At 64.9% G+C, this 21,695-nt stretch carries 16 protein-coding genes; 11 read left to right on the forward strand and 5 right to left on the reverse strand.

Features of this window, described 5'->3' with window-relative positions:
- Position 1: 1 nt before the first annotated feature.
- Both ACPW74_RS10130 and ACPW74_RS10135 read right to left on the reverse strand, forming a co-directional pair.
- Positions 2–1,159 carry an acyl-CoA dehydrogenase family protein gene (locus ACPW74_RS10130; protein ID WP_104452896.1) on the reverse strand — a complete coding sequence of 386 codons (1,158 nt, stop codon included), beginning with the start codon at positions 1,157–1,159 and terminating at the stop codon, positions 2–4.
- A 79-nt stretch (positions 1,160–1,238) separates the two neighbouring features.
- Positions 1,239–2,750 (reverse strand): CoA-acylating methylmalonate-semialdehyde dehydrogenase, encoded by a 1,512-nt coding sequence (locus tag ACPW74_RS10135; protein WP_010674594.1) that lies wholly within the window; start codon positions 2,748–2,750, stop codon positions 1,239–1,241.
- A gap of 257 nt (positions 2,751–3,007) precedes the next feature.
- Between ACPW74_RS10135 and ACPW74_RS10140 the strand changes: the two genes are divergently transcribed.
- The 8 genes from ACPW74_RS10140 to ACPW74_RS10175 all read left to right on the forward strand — a co-directional run bounded on the left by ACPW74_RS10140 (position 3,008) and on the right by ACPW74_RS10175 (position 15,001).
- The gene (locus tag ACPW74_RS10140) at positions 3,008–4,156 is read left to right on the forward strand and encodes an isovaleryl-CoA dehydrogenase (protein WP_010674593.1); all 1,149 of its coding nucleotides are present in this window, start codon (positions 3,008–3,010) and stop codon (positions 4,154–4,156) included.
- Positions 4,153–5,769 carry a carboxyl transferase domain-containing protein gene (locus ACPW74_RS10145; protein ID WP_010674592.1) on the forward strand — a complete coding sequence of 539 codons (1,617 nt, stop codon included), beginning with the start codon at positions 4,153–4,155 and terminating at the stop codon, positions 5,767–5,769. The genes ACPW74_RS10140 and ACPW74_RS10145 overlap by 4 nt, the downstream gene beginning before the upstream one ends.
- Positions 5,770–5,778: 9 nt before the next feature.
- Positions 5,779–6,627, forward strand: a complete 849-nt coding sequence (locus ACPW74_RS10150) for an enoyl-CoA hydratase-related protein (RefSeq protein ID WP_161648157.1) — start codon at positions 5,779–5,781, stop codon at positions 6,625–6,627.
- A gap of 109 nt (positions 6,628–6,736) precedes the next feature.
- Positions 6,737–8,701, forward strand: coding sequence for an acetyl/propionyl/methylcrotonyl-CoA carboxylase subunit alpha (locus ACPW74_RS10155; protein ID WP_202007296.1), 1,965 nt, complete (start codon positions 6,737–6,739; stop codon positions 8,699–8,701).
- On the forward strand, positions 8,698–9,669 hold the full coding sequence (locus tag ACPW74_RS10160; RefSeq protein ID WP_010674588.1) for a hydroxymethylglutaryl-CoA lyase: 972 nt from the start codon (positions 8,698–8,700) through the stop codon (positions 9,667–9,669). Before ACPW74_RS10155 ends, ACPW74_RS10160 begins: the two co-directional genes overlap by 4 nt.
- 54 nt (positions 9,670–9,723) lie before the next feature.
- Positions 9,724–10,137, forward strand: coding sequence for a MerR family transcriptional regulator (locus tag ACPW74_RS10165; RefSeq protein ID WP_010674587.1), 414 nt, complete (start codon positions 9,724–9,726; stop codon positions 10,135–10,137).
- 271 nt (positions 10,138–10,408) lie between these two features.
- Positions 10,409–13,315 (forward strand): DUF748 domain-containing protein, encoded by a 2,907-nt coding sequence (locus ACPW74_RS10170; RefSeq protein WP_408754826.1) that lies wholly within the window; start codon positions 10,409–10,411, stop codon positions 13,313–13,315.
- A gap of 1,089 nt (positions 13,316–14,404) precedes the next feature.
- Positions 14,405–15,001, forward strand: a complete 597-nt coding sequence (locus ACPW74_RS10175) for an acetate uptake transporter (protein ID WP_029314465.1) — start codon at positions 14,405–14,407, stop codon at positions 14,999–15,001.
- A gap of 80 nt (positions 15,002–15,081) precedes the next feature.
- Here the strand turns inward: ACPW74_RS10175 and ACPW74_RS10180 are convergent, their stop codons facing one another.
- Both ACPW74_RS10180 and ACPW74_RS10185 read right to left on the reverse strand, forming a co-directional pair.
- Positions 15,082–15,891 (reverse strand): zinc-dependent peptidase, encoded by an 810-nt coding sequence (locus tag ACPW74_RS10180; protein ID WP_039039054.1) that lies wholly within the window; start codon positions 15,889–15,891, stop codon positions 15,082–15,084.
- 18 nt (positions 15,892–15,909) lie between these two features.
- The gene (locus ACPW74_RS10185; protein ID WP_029314462.1) at positions 15,910–16,323 is read right to left on the reverse strand and encodes a GNAT family N-acetyltransferase; all 414 of its coding nucleotides are present in this window, start codon (positions 16,321–16,323) and stop codon (positions 15,910–15,912) included.
- A gap of 330 nt (positions 16,324–16,653) precedes the next feature.
- Here ACPW74_RS10185 and ACPW74_RS10190 point away from each other — a divergent pair, with 330 nt between their 5' ends.
- A complete protein-coding gene (locus ACPW74_RS10190) occupies positions 16,654–18,153 on the forward strand; it encodes an alanine/glycine:cation symporter family protein (protein WP_010674582.1) in 1,500 nt (499 codons plus the stop codon).
- A gap of 67 nt (positions 18,154–18,220) precedes the next feature.
- Here the strand turns inward: ACPW74_RS10190 and ACPW74_RS10195 are convergent, their stop codons facing one another.
- A complete protein-coding gene (locus ACPW74_RS10195) occupies positions 18,221–19,027 on the reverse strand; it encodes a crotonase/enoyl-CoA hydratase family protein (RefSeq protein WP_275874190.1) in 807 nt (268 codons plus the stop codon).
- Positions 19,028–19,184: 157 nt separating this feature from the next.
- Here ACPW74_RS10195 and ACPW74_RS10200 point away from each other — a divergent pair, with 157 nt between their 5' ends.
- Both ACPW74_RS10200 and ACPW74_RS10205 read left to right on the forward strand, forming a co-directional pair.
- Positions 19,185–20,972 (forward strand): putative nucleotidyltransferase substrate binding domain-containing protein, encoded by a 1,788-nt coding sequence (locus tag ACPW74_RS10200; protein ID WP_425859094.1) that lies wholly within the window; start codon positions 19,185–19,187, stop codon positions 20,970–20,972.
- Between the two features lie 2 nt (positions 20,973–20,974).
- Positions 20,975–21,601: a 3'-5' exonuclease gene (locus ACPW74_RS10205; RefSeq protein WP_275874188.1), complete on the forward strand. Its 627-nt coding sequence runs from the start codon at positions 20,975–20,977 to the stop codon at positions 21,599–21,601.
- The last annotated feature ends 94 nt before the right edge of the window (positions 21,602–21,695 follow it).

Genomic DNA, 21,695 nt, shown 5'->3' on the forward strand with positions numbered 1-21,695 from the left:
GCTACTCCAGCGACAGGCCGGGGTCGGCCAGCAGGCGGCGGGCGATGATGAGCCGCATCACTTCATTCGTCCCTTCCAGAATGCGGTGCACCCGGGTGTCGCGCAGATAGCGCTCAAGCGGATACTCGCGGATATAACCATAGCCGCCAAAGAGTTGCAGGGCGTCGTCGCAGATGCGGTGCCCCACGTCGGTGGCAAAACGCTTGGCCATGGCGCACCAGGCGCTCTTGTCCGGGCTGCCCTCATCGAGTTTGGCGGCCGCCTGGCGCACCAGCAGGCGGGCGGCAGCGAGCTCGGTGGCCATGTCGGCCAGGCGAAACTGCACGCTCTGGAATTCGCTGATCGGGTGTCCAAATTGCTGGCGCTGCTGCACATGGGCCAGGGCATCGTTGAGAGCCTGCTGGGCTGTGCCCAGCGAACAGCTGGCGATGTTGATGCGCCCCCCATCGAGCGCCTGCATGGCGAACTTGAACCCTTCCCCCTCCTCCCCCAGCCGGAAGCGAGCGGGAATGCGCACGGCATTGAAGTTCACCTCCCGGGTCGGCTGGCTGTTCCAGCCCATCTTCTCCTCCGCCTTGCCGTAGCTCACGCCGGGGGTCTGGGCCGGTACCATGAAGGCAGAGATCCCCTTGGCCCCCTCACCACCGGTGCGGGCCATCACCACCAGCACGTCGGTGCTGCCGGCGCCCGAGATGAACACCTTGCTGCCGTCGAGGAGGTAATCCGCGCCATCGCGCACGGCGCGGGTCTTGAGGGCCGCAGCGTCGGAGCCCGCCCCCGGCTCGGTGAGGCAGTAGGATCCCAGCAGCTCGCCGCTGGCGAGCCTGGGTACCCACTCCGCGGCCACCTCGGCAGGCAGCCAGCTGCCCAGCATCCAGCTCACCATGTTGTGGATGGTGAGATAGGCGGTGGTGGAGGTGCAGCCCATGGCGAGGCGTTCGAAGATGAGGCTGGCATCGAGCCGGCTCAGGCCCAGACCGTCATACTGCTCCGGGGTATAGAGGCCACACAGGCCCAACGCCGCCGCCTGCTTGATGGTGGGGATGGGGAACTCGTGCTCCCTGTCCCAGCGCGCGGCGTGGGGTTTGAGCGCCAGATCGGCGAAGGCGCCGGCCGACTCGACACAGGCCCGTTGGGATTCGGTCAGGGTAAAATCCATCTTGTTCGCTTCCTTTGTACTTGTTCCGTCGATCCGTTGCTGTCAATGGGGGCACCCGGGCAAAGTGGGCAACCTGCCGTCAGCGCAGCTGAATGGTCATATTGGGGCCGCTGGGAATGTCTTCGTCGAACCAGCGCTCCGTCACCGTCTTGGTCTCGGTGTAAAAACGTACCGCCTGCTTGCCGTAGGCGTGCAGATCCCCGTAGAAGGAGCCGCGCCAGCCGGTAAAGGAGAAGAACGGCAGCGGCACCGGGATGGGCACGTTGATCCCCACCTGGCCCACCGCCACCTCGTGGCGAAACTTGCGGGCGGCGGCGCCACAGCCGGTGAAGAGGGAGGTGCCGTTGCCATAGGGGTTGGCGTTGATGAGGGCAAGCGCCTCATCCAGGCTCCCCACCTCGAGGCAGGCCAGCACGGGCCCGAAGATCTCCTCCTTGTAGATGCGCATCTCGGGGGTCACGCCGCGAAACAGGGTCGGCCCCACCCAGTTGCCCACCGGGTAGCCGGGGACGTCGCAAAAACGGCCGTCCAGCAGGCACTCGGCTCCCTCGGCAATCCCCGCCTCGATAAGCCCCTCCACCCTGACTTTCGCCTCCGGGCTGATGAGGGGGCCGTAGGCGGCCTCGGGATCGTGCCAGACACCGGGTTTCACCTTGGCGAACTCGGCGGCGAGCTCGGGGATCCACTCCCTGGCGCTCCCCACGAACACCGCCACGCTGATGGCCATGCAGCGCTGACCGGCGGCGCCGACTCCGGCTCCCACCAAGTTGCCGAGCACCTGCGCCTTGTTGGCATCCGGCATGATCACCATGTGATTCTTGGCGCCGACAAAACACTGGGCGCGCTTGAGCTGCGACGTGGCGCTGCGATAGACGTGGCCGCCGACCCGGGCCGAGCCCACGAAACTGACTGCCTTGACATCGGGATGGGCCAGCAGCGCATCCACCTGCTCGGCGCCGCCGTGCACCACCGACAGAATGCCCCTGGGGGCCCCCGCCTCGGTAAACAGCTCGGCCAGGCGCATGGGGGTGAGGGGATCCTGCTCGGAGGGCTTGAGCACAAAGCCGTTGCCGCAGGCCACCGCCAGCGGGAACATCCACAGCGGTATCATGGCTGGGAAGTTGAACGGCGTGATGCCGACGCAGACCCCGAGGGGCTGCACCCAGGAGTGGCCATCCACCCGGCGCGCCACGTTGCCCATGGTCTCCCCCAGGGTCTGACTGGCAATACCGCAGGCCTGCTCCACCACCTCGATGCCGCGCCACACATCCCCCTTGGCATCCGCCAGGTTCTTGCCGGTTTCCTGGGCCAGCAGGGTCGCCAGCTCGTCGTGATGCACTTTCAACAGATGCTGGTAGTTGAACATGACCCGGGCCCGCTCGGGGGCCGGCACCTCCCGCCACAGCAGGTAGGCGTCGTGGGCGGCGCGCACCGCCAGCTCAATTTCCGCAGAGGTAGCTTTCGGCACACGCGCCAGCAGATGCTGGTCCGCCGGGTCGGTCACCTCTATCCACTCGTCGCTTGCGGACGGACACGCCTCGCCACCGATGTAGAGCGGCAGATCCCCGTACTGGGTGTGATGCTGGCTCATGCCCCCCTCCTAGCCCGTTGGCTGGCGATGGCAGGCCACTGCAGGCCGGCCACATCCATGTTGCTGTTGCACATCCTGTTCACTCCTTGCGCTCCTCTGCCCGGGTAGCCCCTTGCGGCGGGCTGCCATCGAATTTACCTTAGACTAACAATCAATTTACGTTTACGCTAACGTAAACTTGAATCACGAATGGACTGACCAGTCATCACCCTGATGGCAGGGGAAATCGGCAGTCCACTGCACCAAGGAGAGCACGGATGCATGCCCTGATGGATGAAACCCTCCAGGCCCTGACCGAACAGGTCGAGGCTTTCTGCCAGAAAGTGATCGCACCGCGCGCCAGCGAGATCGATCAGAGCAACGCTTTTCCCCGGGATCTCTGGCCCCGCATGGGTGAGCTGGGGCTGCACGGCATCACGGTGGCGGAGGAGTATGACGGGGTGAACCTCGGCTATCTGGCCCATGTGCTGGTGATGGAGCAGGTGAGCCGCGCCAGCGCCTCGGTCGGCCTCTCCTACGGCGCTCACTCCAACCTCTGCATCAACCAGATCCACCGCCACGGCACCCCTGATCAGAAGGCGAAATATCTGCCCTCCCTCGTCAGCGGCAAACACGTGGGGGCGCTGGCCATGAGCGAGCCGGGTGCCGGCTCCGATGTGGTGAGCATGCGCCTCACCGCGGTGCGCGAGGGGGATCACTTCGTGCTGAACGGCAACAAGATGTGGATCACAAACGGGCCCGATGCCGACACCTTCGTCATCTATGCCAAGACCGATGCCGCTGCAGGGCCCAAAGGTATTTCCGCCTTTATCGTCGAGGCGGGAACTCCCGGTTTTTCCACCGCCCAGAAGCTCGACAAGCTCGGCATGCGCGGATCCAGTACCTGCGAGCTGGTGTTCGACAACTGCCGGGTGCCGCAGGAGAACCTGCTGGGTCCCCTGCACGGCGGGGTCAAGGTACTGATGAGCGGGCTCGACTACGAGCGGGTGGTGCTGGCAGCAGGCCCCCTTGGCATCATGCAGGCCTGCATGGACGTGGTGCTTCCCTATGTGCGCGAGCGCAAGCAGTTCGGCCAGGCCATCGGCGAGTTCCAGCTGGTGCAGGGCAAGCTCGCCGACATGTATACCCGTCTCGCCAGCAGCCGGGCGCTGGTCTATTCGGTGGCGAGCGCCTGCGATCAGGGCCGCACCAGCCGCAAGGATTGCGCCGCCGCCATCCTGTTTGCCGCCGAAAATGCCACCCAGATGGCCCTCGATGCCATCCAGCTGCTCGGCGGCAACGGCTACATCAACGAATACCCCACAGGCCGCCTGCTGCGGGACGCCAAACTCTACGAAATCGGCGCCGGCACCTCGGAGATCCGCCGCTGGCTCATCGGCCGCGAGCTGATGGGGGATAATGCATGAGCAGGATCCACTCCCGTCTCGACACCGCGAGCCCCGACTATGAGGCCAATCGTGCCGCCATGCAGGCACTGGTCGACGATCTCAATGCCCGCCTGGAGGAGATAGCCTTGGGCGGCGGTGCTGCCAACAAGGCCCGCCACCAGGCCCGTGGCAAGCTGCTGCCCCGGGAGCGCATCGACCAGCTGCTGGACCCGGGTTCCCCCTTTCTCGAACTGTCGGCGCTGGCTGGCTGGCAGGTCTATGACGAACCGGTGCCCGCTGCCGGCATCCTCACCGGCATCGGACGGGTCTCGGGGCGCCTGTGCATGCTGGTGGTGAATGACGCCACCGTGAAGGGCGGCACCTACTACCCCCTCACGGTGAAAAAGCACCTGCGCGCCCAGGCCATTGCCGAGCGACTGCGCCTCCCATGCCTCTATCTGGTGGATTCCGGCGGTGCCTTCCTGCCCATGCAGGACGAGGTGTTCCCCGACCGGGAGCATTTTGGCCGCATCTTCTACAACCAGGCTCGCATGTCGGCCCAGAGCATCCCCCAGCTGGCGGTGGTGATGGGACTCTGTACCGCCGGGGGTGCCTACGTGCCCGCCATGGCGGACGAGTCGATCATGGTCAGGGAACAGGCCACCCTCTTTCTGGCGGGCCCGCCCCTGGTCAAGGCCGCCACCGGTGAGGAGATCAGCGCAGAAGCCTTGGGCGGCGCCGAGGTGCACTGCGTCCACTCCGGGGTGGCGGATCACATGGCCAGGGACGATGCCCATGCCCTGGCCATCACCCGCACCCTGGTAAGCAACCTGGGTGACAACCAGACGGCGGCGTCACCCGCCCCATCCGCTCCCTCCTATGATGAGCCGCACTACCCCATCGAGGAGCTCTACGGCCTGGTGGGCACCAGTCTCAAGCGCCCCTATGACGCACGAGAATTGATCGCCCGACTAGTGGATGGCTCTGTGTTTGACGAATTCAAGGCGTTGTTCGGCACTACCTTGGTGACGGGTTTTTCCCGCATTGAGGGCATGCAGGTGGGGATCCTCGCCAACAACGGCGTGCTGCACAGCGACAGCGCCCAGAAGGGGGCCCACTTCATCCAGCTCTGCAACCAGCGGGGGATCCCGCTGCTGTTTCTGCAAAACATCACCGGCTTTATGGTGGGGAGTACGGCGGAGAAAGAGGGGATCGCCAAGCACGGCGCCAAGCTGGTGACCGCCGTGGCCTGCAGCCGGGTGCCCAAGATCACTCTGATCGTCGGCGGCAGCTTCGGTGCCGGCAACTACGGCATGTGCGGGCGCGCCTATGAACCGGATTTTCTCTTCAGCTGGCCCAACAGCCGCATCTCCGTCATGGGGGGCGAGCAGGCGGCCGGGGTGCTGGTGCAGGTGCGCCGGGACAAGCTGGCCGCCGAGGGCAAGACTCTGGGCGAGCCGGAGGCGGCCGCCATTCGCGCCCCGGTGATCGCGCAGTACGAGCGCCAGGGTCACCCCTATTACGCCAGTGCTCGCCTGTGGGATGACGGCGTCATCGACCCGGCCCAGAGCCGCACCGTGCTCGCCCTGGCGCTGGCGGCCTGCCAGGGGGCCGAGCCGGGCCCCGGGCAGTACGGCATCTTCCGGATGTAAGGAGTTCATATGTCAGACCCGCTCTTCAACGATCCCCTTGCCCATTTTCGCCTGGAGCGCCACGGCCCGGTGATCGAGCTGGTGCTCGCCCGCCCGGCCCGTCACAACGCCCTCGATGCCGACCTGATGCAAGGGCTGCTCGACTGCCTCGACGAGCTGACCCACGGCCAGCCCCTCGCCGACCGCCCCCACGTGCTGCTGCTGCGCGCCGAGGGGCCGCATTTTTGCGCGGGCGCCGATCTCGAGTGGATGCGCAAGATGGCAGGGGAAGCGTTCGACCCCCGCGCCTTTGACAAGAATCGCGAGGACGCCCGGGTGCTGGCCCACCTGATGCAGGCACTGGACGAGCTGCCCTTCCCCACGGTAGCCCTGGTGCAGGGGGCCGCCTACGGCGGCGCCTTAGGCCTTGTCTGCGCCTGCGACATCGTGCTGGCCAGCGAAAATGCCCGCTTCTGCCTCTCCGAGGTGACCCTGGGACTGGTGCCTGCGGTGATCAGCCCCTACGTGGTGCGCACCATGGGGATGCGCCAGGCCCGCCGCTACATGCTGAGCGCAGAGCCTTTCGATGCCATCACCGCCTGCCGACTCAACGTGGTGCACAGGCTCAGCCAGCCTGATCAGTTGCTGGCGGAGGGACGCGCCATGGCCCTGCGGTTGTGTCGCAACGGCCCCCAGGCGATGAAGGAGACCAAGCGGCTGCTGGCCGCCCTCGAAGGGCGCCCAGGCCACCAGCACGAAGAGCAGACCGTCGAGACCATCGCCCGGGTACGGGTCGGTCTCGAGGCCCAGGAGGGGATCCAGGCCTTCTTCGACAAACGCCCCCCAACCTGGCGCCCCCGTTTCAAGGACGAAGCATGACTCAATACCACCTCATCAAGCACCTGCTGATCGCCAACTGTGGTCAATATAACGGGAGTGTGGATCAACACGCTTCGCACTTGTGCGCCTTGAACAACAGGGAGGCAGCATGACCCATCACACTCCCATCAAGCGCCTGCTGATCGCCAATCGCGGTGAAATCGCCGTGCGCATCATCAAGACAGCACGGCGCCTCGGCATTCACACCATCGCCCTCTACTCGGACGCCGATGCCCGCGCCATGCACGTGCGCGAAGCCGACGAAGCCTGGCATCTGGGGCCGGCCCCCGCCCGGGAGAGCTACCTCGACACCGGCAAGGTGCTCAAGATTGCCAAAGAAGCGAATGCCGACGCCATCCACCCGGGCTACGGTTTCCTCTCCGAGAACAGCGACTTTGCCACCGCCTGCGAGCAGCGGGGCGTGCGCTTTGTCGGCCCAAGCGGCGCCGCCATCCTCGCCATGGGGGACAAGTCGGGGGCCAAAGGGCTGATGCAGGCAGCCGGCGTCCCCGTGCTGCCCGGTTATCACGGCGCGGATCAGCATCCTGACTTTTTGCGCGATCAGGCGAGCCAGGTGGGCTTCCCGCTCCTTATCAAGGCGGCCAGCGGCGGCGGTGGCAAGGGGATGCGGCGGGTCGATCAGCTGGCCGACTTTGACGACGCCCTGGCGGCGGTCAAGCGGGAGGCGAGTGCCGCCTTTGGCGACGACCATGTGCTGCTGGAGCGCTATCTCCCCCGCGCCCGTCACGTGGAGGTGCAGGTCTTTGCCGATGCCCTTGGCAACGCCATCTATCTGGGGGATCGGGACTGCTCCTTGCAGCGCCGCCACCAGAAGGTGATCGAGGAGGCCCCCGCCCCCGACATCTCCCCTGCCCTGCGCCGCGCCATGGGCGAGGCGGCCGTGGCGGCGGCCAAGGCCATCGCCTATCGGGGGGCGGGCACCATCGAGTTTTTGCTCTGCGGGGAGGAGTTCTTCTTCATGGAGATGAACACCCGGTTGCAGGTGGAGCACCCGGTTACCGAGGCCATCACAGGCCAGGATCTGGTGGCCTGGCAGCTGGCGGTGGCCGAGGGCAAACCGCTGCCCCTCACCCAGGAACAGGTGGTGCTGCGTGGCCACGCGGTGGAGGCGCGCCTCTACGCCGAAGACGTGGCCGCCGGTTTTCTGCCAGCGAGCGGCCCCATCCACTGGCTCACCTGGCCCAAGGGGGTGCGCATCGACACCGGCGTCACCGCTGGCGATGAGGTGAGCCCCTATTACGACCCCATGATCGCCAAGCTCGTCGCCCACGCACCGAGCCGCAGCGAAGCCTTTGCCACCCTGGCCGATGCCCTGGCAGCCCTGGATCTCGGCCCTCTGGTGCACAACGGCCCGCTCCTGCAGCGCCTGTGCGAAGCGCCAGAGGTGCTGGCGATGCGCCACCACACCCAGTGGCCCATTCCCACCGACACCCTGCCCGTTCCTGCGCTCGCCTGGCCCCTCGCCACCCTCTGGCTCGCCACTTGCGAGCGCGATGCCTCCCCCTGGCAGCAGGCCGCAGGCTTTCGGCTGGGCCCCACCCGCCGCTTTTGCGCCACGGTGCGCATCGGCGAGGAGACCCGCACTCTCACCCTCGCCGAGCGGGCAGGCAGCCTACTCTGGCAAGGCGAGCAGATCCCGTTTGAACTCGGGTCAGAACAGATCCGCCTGTGCCAGGGTGGACATTGGCAGCGCTATCCGGTGCAGCCCCTCGGCGAGGACGCCTATTTGCTGCACCTGGCGGGCAGGCGCATCCGCTTCTCGCTCGATGATCAGCATCATCAGCTCCACCATGATCACGACACGAGCCATGTCCCGGGCATCCTGGCCCCCATGCACGGCATCGTGGTGGCGCTGCAGGTCGAGGCCGGCCAGCCGGTCAGCAAGGGGCAACCCCTGCTGGTGCTGGAGGCAATGAAGATGGAGCACGTCCTCAAAGCTGACCGGGACGGGGTGATTGAGGCCCTGCAGTGCCGCCAGGGCGAACAGGTGAGCCAGGGCGCCGTGCTGGTGCGCTTTGCCGAGGACCATACCGCGCAGGAGGAGCGCTCATGAGCCACACGCACGAGAACCGGGACGACAAGGTCAGCCTGGTGGAGATGGGGCCGCGGGACGGCCTGCAAAATGAGACCGCCACCCTCTCCCTGGCGCAGCGGCTGGCGCTCATCGCCCACCTGGCCGAGAGCGGGTTGCAGCGCATCGAGGTGGGGGCCTTCGTGTCGCCCAAGAAGGTGCCGCAGATGGCGGATTCCGCCGCACTCTTTAATGCCCTGCCGCGCAGGGGGCCGACCCGCTATGGCGCCCTGGTGCCCAATCTGCAGGGTCTGCAGGCCGCCGTCGCCGCACGCGCCGACGAGATAGGTCTCTTCACCGCCTGCTCGGACGGCTTCACCCGAGCCAACATCGGCATCAGCGTGGAGGAGTCCCTGGTGCGCTTCGCTCCCCTGGTGCAGGAGGCGCGCAGCCTCGGCATCAAGGTGCGCGGCTACCTCTCCACCGTCATCGCCTGCCCGTTCGACGGCCCGACCCGCCCGAAACGGGTCGCCGCCCTTGCCGAGCGGCTGCTGGATCTGGGCTGCCATGAGATATCCCTCGGCGACACCATCGGCGTCGGCACCCCGGGCACCGTGGCTCCCATGCTGGATGCGGTGCTGCACGAGATCCCGGCGGGCCGGCTTGCGGTTCATTTTCACGACACCTACGGCCAGGGGCTGGCCAACCTGCTGCCGGCGCTCGAGCGCGGGATCCGCACCATCGACTGCTCGGTGGCCGGGCTCGGCGGCTGCCCCTATGCCCCCGGTGCCTCCGGCAATGTGGCGTCGGAAGAGGTGGTCTATCTGCTGCACGGCCTTGGCATGAGCACCGGCGTCGACCTCGACCAGCTGGCCGCCACCGGCCAGTGGGTGAGCGAGCTGCTGGGGCGCCCCAACGGCTCCCGGGTCGGCCAGGCCCTGCACGGGAGGGGGCGGCGCTTCGCACAAGAGCGTGAGCAGCGCCCCCCGGGAGGCCATCATGCATCATGAACCCGGCCCTTGCCGCGGGGCCAGGACCCCGCCAGCTCATCAGGAGGGCGCACCATGAGAGCCAGACACGCCAGTGGCAAGGAGAGGACCTACAGCATCTCGGAGCTGGCCCAGGAGTTCGACATCACCCCCCGCACCATCCGCTATTACGAGGACGAGGGGCTCATCACCCCGACCCGGGAGGGGCAGACCCGTATCTACAGCCACAAGGACAGGATCCGCCTGAAACTGACCCTGCGCGGCAAGCGCCTCGGGTTCAGCCTGGCGGAGATCCGCGAGCTGTTCGACATGTACGACACCGACCGCTCCAGCCGGATGCAGCTTCACTCCATGATCCAGCTCATCGAGGCCAGACGCCACTCCCTGCGCCAGCAACTGGAGGACATCCAGATGGTGATGGCCGAGCTCGATGCCGCCGAGCAGCGCTGCATCCACTCCCTCGGCGGCTTGAAAACCGACGGGGATTGACAGACTCTGGGGGTATCTCGCCCCCGGTATCCCGGTTTTCCAGTGGATATTCGCAGTGGCAGGCCCTGACCCGGCAACCCCCTTGTTCCCCACATCGCCCGTCACGGCATGCCGGACAGACTGGGCGGTTTGGGCAAGCGGCGAGGTGGGGCAAACGGGGGAAATCCGGCCTTGGTCGCACAATAATTCCCCAGCCCGGTCAGAGTGCGGCGCACCTCATGAGTCCTTCCCATGAACCGGGCACGATTAATTGCTACCATATGCGCATCAAATGGAGACCATCATGCTCAAGCCTCTGCCCGCTCGTCTGCTGCGCTATGCCCTCTATCTTCTCGCGCTCCTGCTCATCGGCATCACCATCCTGCTCTGGCAGGCGCCGACCCTCATCCAGCGCCATCTCCCCGGCTGGCTTGCCACCCATTACGGTCTGCACCTCTCCCTTGGCAAGATAGAGGTGGGGATCCGCTACCCCTCCCTCGTGCTGGGGCCCAGCGCCCTGCTCGATGACAAGCAGCAAGCACTGGTGTCATTTGAAGAGCTGAAGCTCATTCCCGCCTTGAAAGCGAGCTGGCAGCAGCGCGCCCTGGTACTGGAAGAGGCCACCCTGACCGCCCCCAGGGCAGATCTGGTGCGCCTCGAGGATCTCAAGGGGGAGGCACGCTTCAACCTGACCGATGCACTGGCCTCCCTGCTCGCCCCTGCGCCGGAGCAAACACCGCCAGCTAGCGCCGAGCCCGTGCTGGTGACCATCGGCAAGCTGTCCGTCGAGCAGGGCCGGCTCAGCTACCGGGACAGCCGCAAGCAGAGCAGCCCGGGGTGGGTCCCGCCCCTCACCCTGGACAAGCTCGCCCTGCACCTGCCCGGCTTTTCCAGCGCAGAGGGGGTGCTCAACCCCTATCGCCTGTGCGCCACCGTCAACGAGAAGAGCCCCCTCAAGGCCGAAGGGGAATTCGACATGATGAGCGGCGCCGGCAAGGGCAACCTCAGCCTTGGCAAGGTGGCCATCGCCCCCTTCGCCCCCCTCTGGGCCCCCTATCTCAAGGCGACCCTCGCCAAAGGGGAGGCCAGCGCCGAGCTCGCCTATCGCCTCACCCAGGGCAAGCAGGGACTGGACTGGCAGTTGTCAAAGGGCAAGCTGACCCTGGCCAACTGGCAGCTCACACGCAACAAGGGGGAGGAATTTGCCCGCTTCAAGCAGTTGGCGCTGACCGGGATCCGCATCGATGGCAACAAGCAGCGCCTTGAGCTCGATGCCGCCACCCTCAAGAGCCCGGCCATCACCGCCGTCCTCGACCAACAGCAACAACTGGATCTCGCGGACCTGTTGATCCCCCAGAAGACCCCCAAGGGGGGCAAACAACCGGCCACCCCCGCCAAGCCCTGGCAATGGGCCCTCAAGCAGACCCGCATCGACCAGGGCAGCCTCACTCTGACCGAAGCCACCAGCGGCAAGCCCCTGAAACGGGCCATCTCCGCCCTCGCCCTCACCCTGGGGCCCCTTGGCAGCCAGACCGCCCAACCCAGCCCCCTCACCCTCAACGCAACCCTCGACACCAGGACGACGGTGGCGTTTGACGGCACCCTGGGGCTGACCCCCTTCACCCTGAACGGCGCCATCCGCCAGCAGGGGCTGCCGCTGACCCTGGCTCAACCCTACCTGCAGGATCTGCTGCGCATCAGCGTACGGGACGGCGAGCTTGCCAGCCGCACCAGGCTGGACCTGGCCACCGACCGCCAGGGGGCCATCAGCAAGCTGGAGATAAGCGGTGGACTCGAGGTCGCGGGGCTCAACGTGTTGGATCGGGCCGACAACCAGCGCCTGCTCCAGATAGAGAATCTGCAATTGAGCGGCCTGCACTATGATGGCCTGAGCCAGCAACTGCGCATCGCCGACATCCTGCTGAGCAAACCCTATGCCCGCATCGAGATCAACGAAGAGGGGATCACCAACGTGCAGCAACTGCTGCTGCCGCAACCCGCCGCGAACGCCAGGGAGAGCGCCCCCGCCCCGCACATCGTCATCGATCAGATCCGTACCGCCCAGGGCAACCTGCGCTTCGCCGATCGCAGCCTGAGCCCGGATTTCGTGGTGGACATCGCCTCCCTCGACGGCCAGAGCCGCCATATCAGCAACACCCCGGGGCAGCGCTCCGAGCTCGCCTTCAACGGCAAGGTGGACCGCTACGCCCCCGTCACCATCCGGGGGGGCGCCAACCTGCTCATCGAGGATCCCGTGCTGGATGTGGCCGTGGCCTTCAACAATCTGGAGCTCACCACCTTCACCCCCTACTCCAGCACCTATGCAGGCTATGCCATCGACAAGGGGCAGCTCTCCATGAAACTCAACTACAAGCTGCAGGGCAACCGGCTGGAGGGGGACAACGACATCACCATCAAGAAGCTGCAACTCGGGGAGAAGGTCAAGAGCGAGCAGGCCAAGGATCTGCCCCTCGGCCTCGCCATCGCCCTGCTGAGCGATTCGAACGGCGTCATCAAGATGAACCTCAAGGTGAAGGGCAATCTGGATCAGCCTGATTTCAGCCTGGGCAACATCTTCTGGGACGTGCTCGGCAATACCCTCGGCAAGGCCATCACCTCCCCCTTCTCCCTGCTTGCGTCCTTGACGGGGGGCACCAAGGATCTCGACGAGCTCCCCTTCCTACCTGGCGATCCCGCCCTGACCCCGACCCAGCAGACCAAGCTGACCACCCTCGCGCAGGCCCTCAAGGAGAGGCCCAAGCTCAGCATGAACATTCGCGGCAAGGTCAACTTCAACGAAGAGCGCCCCATCCTCCAGCGCCAGAAGCTTGAGCGGCTGCTGGCCAAGACCACCGGCAGCCCGGTGGATTTGACGCTGCTGGAGCAGGATCCCGCCATGCAATCCGCACTGGCAGAGGCCTATGAAGCTAAGTTCAACGAAGATCTCGGGGATCTGGCCGACCGGTTGCGACTCGATGAAGGGAGCGAGGCCCTGCGCGCCCAGGCGGTGCTCCTGCTACGGGATCAGCAGCTCATCACCGCCAAGTCCCTGCGAAACCTCGCCATGCGCCGCGCCCAGAACACCAAGGAGTATCTGGTGGATACCCAGGGCATCGCGCCGGAGCGCCTCTTCGTGCTCGACAGCCAGGTGAAGGAGACGGACAAGGAAGCCAAGGTGGTGCTGACCCTGGACAACTGATCCGGCGCCCGCCGGATGCCCCTCTTGTTTGCCCCGACGGCATATGGCCCAAGGGGCTCCCACCCCCGACCCCCACCGGATAACGCCTTCCTGGCCATTTAAGGTGCCCACCGCCCAGATACCCGTGCGGTGCCAGTTGCTCGACCCTTTCTCATCCCTTTCTTTCCCGCCGGAGCGAGCGGGCGGTGGCTGGTCCCGCGCTTTGCCCCTGCTGTTCCCTTTGTGCCTAGCGGCGGCGACATCATGGTGGAGCTGCCTTATCCCTGCTTGCCTCCCCTTCTCTAACCTCCCCCGACCCCTGCCATCAGGATTTATCTCTCGCTAGCCGTCTCGAAAGATCTCGTTATCCCGTTATCCCGTTATCCCGTTATCCCGCATGTCGGCATGTCGGCATGTCGGCATGTCGGCATGTCAAAATAGATGGCCGATTAGATATACAGTGTCTAATCGGGCCAATCCTGAACACCCTCTCGCGCACGCCAAAGGGCCAACCCCGCGCCCCCCTTCCATTTCGAAGCGTCTTTACTGGGCCCATGGCCCATCCCGCCTCTGGCTTTCTGACAAGGGCAGCCTCTGATCCTGCCCGTTAATCTTGCGCCCCTTTCGCCCGTGGCAGTCAACACAGCGCGCCTGCGGGTTTCTCAGGCGCCCCGCCCTTGTGTAGGGAACACGGTGGCGAGCGCGGGGTTGACGAGAAAATGGGGAGCGCAACGGACACTGCGATGGCAAGCGATACGGGAGGTCCATGCGCCACAAACAGGAGGGAAACACTCTGGTCTGATGGCATATGAACTCATTTTTCAATCAAACCGCCATGACGCGACCATCCGGGGCGCGTTTCCCTCACCAGTCCCAGTCACCATCGTCGTTGCCGACTTTCATGCCAAGTTGCCTTTTATACAAAATCGCAACGTTGAAAACGTTTTTCATTCACCACTCGTCTACCTGAATGGCACGAATGGTTGGCCACTTAAACTTTCGTGTTCTTTTTTTACCATTTCTGTGTGTCCCCCCCTTGCCCGGGCCCCTGAGCCTGCCTAAAATCGCGCGTCTTTTATCAACCCCACCTCTATTGTTGGAGAACACCACGTGAGCGAAAAATTGGCCAACCCTGCCCCTCTGGGTCTGATGGGTTTCGGTATGACCACCATTCTGCTGAACATCCATAACGCAGGTTTCTTCCCCATCAGCGCCATGATCCTGGCCATGGGTCTGTGCTATGGCGGTCTGGCCCAGATCATCGCCGGCATCATGGAGTACAAGCGTGGCAACACCTTCGGTGTCACCGCCTTCATCTCCTACGGCACCTTCTGGTGGAGCCTGGTGTTCCTGCTGGTGATGCCGACCATGGGTCTGGCCGAGGCCACCCCGCACGCCTACATGGGCTGGTACCTGCTGATGTGGGGCATGTTCACCCTGTTCATGCTGATCGGGACCGTCAACTTCCCCCGCGTGAAGCAGTTCGTGTTCGCCTCCCTGACCGTGCTGTTCTTCCTGCTGGCTGCCCGTGACTTCACCGGCAGTACCCTGATCGGCACCATCGCCGGTTTCGAAGGCATCATCTGCGGCGCCAGCGCCATCTACCTGGCCATGGCCACCGTGATCAACGAGCAGTTCGGTCGCACCGTGCTGCCCATCGGCGAGCAGAAGAAAGCCGCTCCCGCCCAGCTCAAAGCCGCTGCCTAAGCACCCGGCGACATCGCTGTCACGAAAAAGGCACCCTCAGGGGTGCCTTTTGTGTTTCTGCCGCCCGGACGCAGTGCCGGTCAGCCCTGCGCTCCGGGATCTCCGGCCAGCAACCGGGTGGCCGGGTAGCGGGCAGCGGGATCCTGACCGTAGAAGCGGGCGAACTGGTCATAGACCGCAGGGTAGACGGCACGCAGACGCAACGGATCGGTGAAGAAGCTCTCGCTGCACACCGCGAAGAATTCGGCGGGGTGCGAGGCGGCGTAGGGGTCTATCTCGGTCACCTCCTCTCTGGTCAACTGATCGTTCATCTCGTCAAACGCACCTTGCAGCGCCCGGGTCCATTGCTGGGGATCCATGCCCCGCGGCAGGGGCGGTGCACCGTCCGCATCCCCTCCCAGCATGTCGAGCTTGTGGGCAAGCTCATGGATCACCAGGTTGAATCCGTCCCAGTCCCCGTCCTGCTGCAATTCGCTCCAGGCCAGCACCAGTGGCCCCTGGGGCCAGGATTCACCGGCGTTCTCCTCTTCAAATTCGCTCACCAGCCCGAACTCGTCCTGCACCTCCTGACGACGGGTCACGGGCTCGGGGATGATGATCACCTCGTGGAAACCTCGATACCAATCGAACCCCAGGTGCAGGATGGGCAGCACTGCCTGCAGGGCCAGCACCCCCTGCTGGCGGGGCGTCAGTTCCACCCCGATCTGGGTGAGGGTCTTGCGCGAGAGAAAATGGCGCGCCAGCTCCATCAGCCTCTGCGCCTCTTCTTCTTCAAGCCCCTGCAAGATGGGCACCGCCGCCAGCGCCTCGCGCCACTCCTGCTCTTCTGGGAGACGAGGCTCCCGGGGAGATGCACCACCCAATACCTCTTTCAACCTGGACCAGAACACACAGACTCCTCTTGCCAATCAGACAGCTTTCACAAAACGTTTCGGACGCTCGCAATACCCTTGCGCCAGATAAAATCGGTGCGCCCCTTCGCGCTTGAGGCTGCTGGAGAGCTCCAGCTGGCCGCACCCCAGGGCTGCCGCCCGCTGCTCTGCCGCCGCCAGCAGCAGGGCCCCGATGCCCCCGCCCCTTGCACCCTCATCGACAACCAGCGCCGAGATCAGGCCCCAGGCTGGTGCAAGGTGCATGGGTTGCAAGTGGTGCCACACCAGCACCCCCACCGGGATCCCCTCGCACAGGGCTACCAGTACCTCCCGCGCCGGATCGGGCTGGGCCAGCCTGGCGCTGACCGCCCCGTCAGGGTTGGGGTAGCCCAACTGGGCAAACAACCCCGTCAATCCGGCCCCATCCGCCTCCCCGGCGAGGCGAATGATGTATCTGTTTTCCCTTGTTGCCACTCCTGGCCTCCTATTTGCATTACCTCAATCAGCCCTCTGGGCATGGCAAAGCGGCAGATGATGGGTATGTACCGAATCTTGTCCAGTTCCATTCACCATTTGTTAATGTCAATTCACAAATTAACAAAGCCACAACACTTTTCACTAGGAAGGCCCTGAACAAACCGATATGTTAAATCCCGCGGACTAACCAGTCGAAAGTCCCGCACAATCCTGAGTGACCCCCTTGGTCACCGCATATTTCAATGTTAAGGGAGCGAGGCATATAGACCTCGCCAAGACAGCGCAACAAAGGAGTTGTTGTACATGAATGAGATCGTCAATGCCATCAATGGCGTGATTTGGAGCCCAGCGCTCATCTATCTGTGTCTGGGGGTAGGCCTCTACTTCTCCCTGCGCAGCCGTTTCCTGCAACTGCGCCACTTGAAAGGCATGATACGCCTGATGTTTCAGGGCAAGGGCAACGATGCCGGTGTCTCCTCCTTCCAGGCACTCTCCATGACCCTGGCCGGTCGCGTCGGTACCGGCAACATCGCCGGTGTGGCCACTGCCATCACCTTCGGCGGCCCGGGCGCCCTGTTCTGGATGTGGATGGTCGCCTTCCTTGGCGCCAGCTCCGCCTTCGTGGAGTCCACCCTGGGCCAGGTCTACAAGGAGAAGATCAACGGTGAATATCGCGGCGGTCCGGCCTTCTACATCGAGAAGGGCCTGGGCATGAAGTGGTATGCCTGGACCTTCGCCATCGCCACCATCTTCGCCTGCGGCGTGCTGCTGCCGGGCGTGCAGGCAAACTCCATCGGCTCCAGCCTGCAGACCGCCTTTGCCATCGACCCCAACGTGACCGCCGCCGGTCTGGCGCTGCTGCTCGGTTTCATCATCTTCGGCGGCGTCAAACGCATCGCCAATTTCGCCAGTACCGTGGTGCCCTTCATGGCGCTGGGTTACATCATCGTGGCCTGCGTCATCATCGCCCTGAACATCGGCCAACTGCCGGGCGTGATCCTGCTCATCTGGAAGAGTGCCTTCGGGATGGAAGCCGGCTTCGGCGCCATTCTGGGTCTGGCCATCATGTGGGGTGTCAAGCGCGGGGTCTACTCCAACGAAGCCGCCCAGGGGACTGGCCCCCACGCCTCCTCCGCCGCGGCGGTGAGCCACCCGGCCAAGCAGGGCCTGGTGCAGGCGTTCTCCGTCTATATCGACACCCTGTTCGTCTGCTCCGCCACCGGCTTCATGCTGCTCATCACTGGCCTGTACAACGTGCAGGGGCCGGACGGTGCCGCCCTCTACACCGGCATCGCCGGCATCGCGGCAGGCCCCGGCTATGTGCAGACCGCCATGGAGAGCATGATGCCAGGCTTTGGCAACTACTTCGTCGCCATCGCCCTGTTCTTCTTCGCCTTCACCACCATCGTGGCCTACTACTACATCGCCGAAACCAACATCGCTTTTGTCAACCGCAAGATTAACCGCCCCTGGCTCACCTTCCTGCTGAAGATTGCGCTGATGGCTGCCACCGTCTACGGCACCGTCAAGACCGCCGATCTGGCCTGGGGCCTGGGTGACATCGGGGTCGGCCTGATGGCCTGGCTCAACATCGGTGCCATCCTGATGCTGCAAAAGCCGGCTTTCGCCTGTCTGAAAGACTACGAGGCACAGCTGGCCAAGGGTCTGGATCCCGTGTTCCACCCGGAAAAGCTCGGCATCAAGAACGCGGACTACTGGATTGAAAACCGCGCCGAAGTAAACCTGATGCGCGAGCAAACCGGCCACCCCTTCGAGGCGGACCCGGATACCGTTGCCAAGTAATCAGACGGCACAATGCAAAATGGCAGCTTCGGCTGCCATTTTCATTTGTGTTGGATGGGTGAGGGGTTCAAAGCGCGTTGCGGCGGGGTCCGAATGGCAGGCGCCAGCGAAACAGGCTGTTGAGGATCGCCCGCCACTGGTTGGGGCGCCCCAGGATCTGCCTCTGCAACCGGGTCTCTTCCTTGAGCATGGCCTCGTCACTGCGAGCCCAGGCCTGGGTGTAGAGCTGCTTGATCCCCGCCAGCGCATCCGGCGACTTGGTGATCAGGGTCCGGGCAAAGGCCCGCGCCTCTTCCAGGGGATCCGCGCACACCCGGCTCACCAGGCCGAGGGACTTGGCTTCGCTGGCTTCCAGCTCGCGCCCGCTCATGGCAAGCTCCATGGCGGTATCCATCCCCATCAGGTTGCGCAGGGTGACGCTGCCACTCATGTCGGGGATGATGCCCCACTTGATCTCCATCACCGAGAAGCGGCAATCCGGGGTGCTGAAGCGAAAATCGGCGCCGAGCGCTATCTGCAGACCGCCGCCAAAACAGACCCCCTGGGTCACCGCAATCACGGGCACCGGCAGTTGATGCCAGCCATAGGCCACCCGCTGGGCCAGGTTGGTCGCCTCGTCCGCCTCGCGCTTGAGGATCTCCAGCGGCGCCACCGGCTGCTTCAGCATGGATTTCACATCCAGCCCGGCGCAGAACGCCCGCCCCTCCCCGTGCAGGATCACGGCCCGCAGCCCTTTTTGCCGGGATAGCGCGTTCAGCGTCTCGTCGATGGCGTCGAACATGGCCCGATCCAGCGCGTTGAGCTTGTCCCCCCGGCAGAGCATCACCTCGGCGATCCCCTCCTGAAACACCCATTTGACCCTTGGCTTTTCCATCTCCGTCTTCGTCCTTTGATTCAACTGGTCATACCACAACGTTACCAGAGTGTTATGGGCAGGTACAGGGAGGCAGCCCCGGGCCTGCGACTAAAGTCGGCTGGCCCGGTGGTGGAGCCTTTGTCAGACTGGCCCCATGGTCACGGTGGAGCCTGTCATGTCACTTCTGTTCAATTTTGCCCGTCCACCGTTCGACGGCCTGGACGAGGAGGCACGCCAGCGGCTCGGTCAGCACCTCAGCATCTGCTACTTTCGCGCGGGCCAGACGGTGCAGCACGCCGGGGAGGAGCCCGCCGGGCTCTACCTCATCATCAAGGGGGCCGTGGAAGAGTCTGCCCCCCATCAATCCTTTGGGGACTATGGCGAGGGGGACATGTTCGACGTCCGTGCCCAGTTTGACGGGCACTGCCGCCACCGTTTCGCCGCCCTGGAAGATACCCTCTGCCAGCTCATTCCCCGCCCCGTCTTTCTGGCCCTGTGCGACGCACACCCCCATATCGCCCGCTACTTCACCGCCACCCTGGCGGAGCGCCAACGCGAGCAGGAGCGGCGCAGCCAGCTCGGACAGCAGAATCTGGCGGAGTTCATCCTGACCCGCATCGCTCCCGACCATCTGCAGGCGCCGCTCATCGTGGAAAACAGCCTCTCGCTCCTGGCCGCCACCGAGGCAATGGTGGCCAGGGGCACCGACTGCCTGCTCTATCCCGGAGCAGACGGCAGCCTGAGCCTGGCAACCCGCAAGACCCTGCTCCACGCCCTCACCCTCAAGGGATTGCCGCTCAGTGCGCCGCTGGCGGTGCTGACCCCCACCCCGCTGACGGGTCTGCCACTGGGGAGCTATCTGTTCGATGCCCTGCTGCTGATGACCCGCCACCGCATCAAGCGCCTGGTCATCTGGCAGGGGCAGGAGGTGGCAGGCATCCTGCATCTGACCCAGGTACTCGGGCTCTTCTCCACCCACTCCCATGTGTTGACCCTGCGCATCGCCCGCGCCGACTCCCCGGCCGCCCTCGAGGCGGTCGCCCGGGAGCAGCAGCAGCTCATTCGCTCCCTGTTTGCCCAGGGGATCCACACCCTGTTCCTGATGAAGCTCATCGCCACCATCAACGAGCAATTGATCGCCAAGGCCTTTTCCCTGGTGATCCCCGCAGCGCAGCAAGAGCAGGTGTGCCTGCTGATGCTGGGGTCGGAGGGGCGTGGCGAGCAGATCCAGAAAACCGATCAGGACAATGCCCTGATCCTGCCGGATGGCCTGCCGTGGCCCACCCAGTCGGTGGATCTGGCCGCCTTCAGCGCCCTGCTGGCGCGCCTGGGTTATCCCCCTTGCCCGGGCAGGGTGATGGTCAACAACCCGGCCTGGGTGAAGCCGCTTGGCGGCTGGCTGCAAGGGATAGAGCAGGCCTGTGTGCGCGCCAGCGAAGCGGATCTGCTCTGGCTCGCCACCCTGGCCGATGCCCAGGCCATCACGGGAGATCGCGCCCGGCTCGCCCCCGTCGCCCGCCACCTGCGGGCCTGCCTCGCCGAGAGGCCGGATCTGCTGGCGGAGATGGCAAGGGCCGCCGTCGCCTTTCACGCCCCCCTCACCCTCTTTGGCAGGCTGGAGCAAGCCCCGGAGGGGCTGGATCTCAAGCGGGGCGGCCTCTTCCCCCTTGTCCACGGCGTCCGGGTGCTCTCCCTGGAGGCGGGGATCCTGGAGACCTCGACCACAGGACGCATCGAGGCCCTGGTGGGCCAGGGACGCCTCAGCCGGGACTATGGCACCAATCTGGCGGAGGCCTTCCGGCTGTTCATGCGGCTTCGGCTGCGCAGCCAGTTGCAGGAGGGAGACGGACGGGTGCGGGTGGCCGACCTCGGCCCCGCAGAGCGGGATCTGCTGCGCCATGCCCTGCACCAGGTGAAGAAGTTCCAGCAATGGCTCACCTTGCACTTTCGTCTTAGGCAATAGCGATGTGGATACACTGGCGCCGCCGCTGGCTTGGCAGGACGTTTCGGGAGGGGGAGTTTGCCCCGCTCTTTGCCCGCCCTGCTGGCGACGAGTGGGTGGCGCTGGACTTCGAGACCACCAGCCTGGATCCGGCGCTGGCGGAGATCGTCTCCATCGGGGCGGTGCGCATCCGGGGCAACCGGATAGAGACGGGCGATGCCCTTGCCATCCGGGTCCAGGCTCCCGCCAGCCTGAGCGCCGGGTCCGTGGTGATCCACGGCCTGCGCCATCAGGATCTGCAACAGGGAATGGCACTGGAGCCCGCGCTGCGCGCGCTGCTGGAGTTCATCGGCCCCCGTGAGCTGGTGGGATATCACATCGCCTATGACCTGCGCATTCTCAACCTCGCCTGCCAACGGCTGTGGGGGCTCACCCTGCCCCAGCGCGGCATCGAGGTGAGCCGCCTCTATCACGATCACCTCTATCGCCGCTATCCCGATGCCGCCATCGATCTGCACCTGGCCGCGATCTGTCGCCATCTGGCGCTGCCAGCCCTGCCCCCCCACGACGCCCTGAGCGATGCCGTCACCGCCGCCCTTGTCTTTGTACGCCTGCATCAGGGCGGCCCGCTGGCTTATCCCAAAGTCTAATTGTTCGGAAATAACATTTAATTCACATTTTGCTTACATGGACAGCCGTGCTGTCCGGTAGGGAACCCCTCATCCACCGCTGACATTCACTGTC

It is taken from the genome of Aeromonas sp. INTO2 (assembly GCF_049860605.1).
Classification (GTDB): Bacteria; Pseudomonadota; Gammaproteobacteria; order Enterobacterales; family Aeromonadaceae; genus Aeromonas; species Aeromonas caviae.

Coding starts and splice junctions, on each gene's coding strand:
- ACPW74_RS10130 (WP_104452896.1), bottom strand. CDS start 1,159: ATGGATTTTACCCTGACCGAATCCCAACGGGCCTGTGTCGAGTCGGCC.
- ACPW74_RS10135 (WP_010674594.1), bottom strand. CDS start 2,750: ATGAGCCAGCATCACACCCAGTACGGGGATCTGCCGCTCTACATCGGT.
- ACPW74_RS10140 (WP_010674593.1), top strand. CDS start 3,008: ATGCATGCCCTGATGGATGAAACCCTCCAGGCCCTGACCGAACAGGTC.
- ACPW74_RS10145 (WP_010674592.1), top strand. CDS start 4,153: ATGAGCAGGATCCACTCCCGTCTCGACACCGCGAGCCCCGACTATGAG.
- ACPW74_RS10150 (WP_161648157.1), top strand. CDS start 5,779: ATGTCAGACCCGCTCTTCAACGATCCCCTTGCCCATTTTCGCCTGGAG.
- ACPW74_RS10155 (WP_202007296.1), top strand. CDS start 6,737: ATGACCCATCACACTCCCATCAAGCGCCTGCTGATCGCCAATCGCGGT.
- ACPW74_RS10160 (WP_010674588.1), top strand. CDS start 8,698: ATGAGCCACACGCACGAGAACCGGGACGACAAGGTCAGCCTGGTGGAG.
- ACPW74_RS10165 (WP_010674587.1), top strand. CDS start 9,724: ATGAGAGCCAGACACGCCAGTGGCAAGGAGAGGACCTACAGCATCTCG.
- ACPW74_RS10170 (WP_408754826.1), top strand. CDS start 10,409: ATGGAGACCATCATGCTCAAGCCTCTGCCCGCTCGTCTGCTGCGCTAT.
- ACPW74_RS10190 (WP_010674582.1), top strand. CDS start 16,654: ATGAATGAGATCGTCAATGCCATCAATGGCGTGATTTGGAGCCCAGCG.
- ACPW74_RS10195 (WP_275874190.1), bottom strand. CDS start 19,027: ATGGAAAAGCCAAGGGTCAAATGGGTGTTTCAGGAGGGGATCGCCGAG.
- ACPW74_RS10200 (WP_425859094.1), top strand. CDS start 19,185: ATGTCACTTCTGTTCAATTTTGCCCGTCCACCGTTCGACGGCCTGGAC.
- ACPW74_RS10205 (WP_275874188.1), top strand. CDS start 20,975: ATGTGGATACACTGGCGCCGCCGCTGGCTTGGCAGGACGTTTCGGGAG.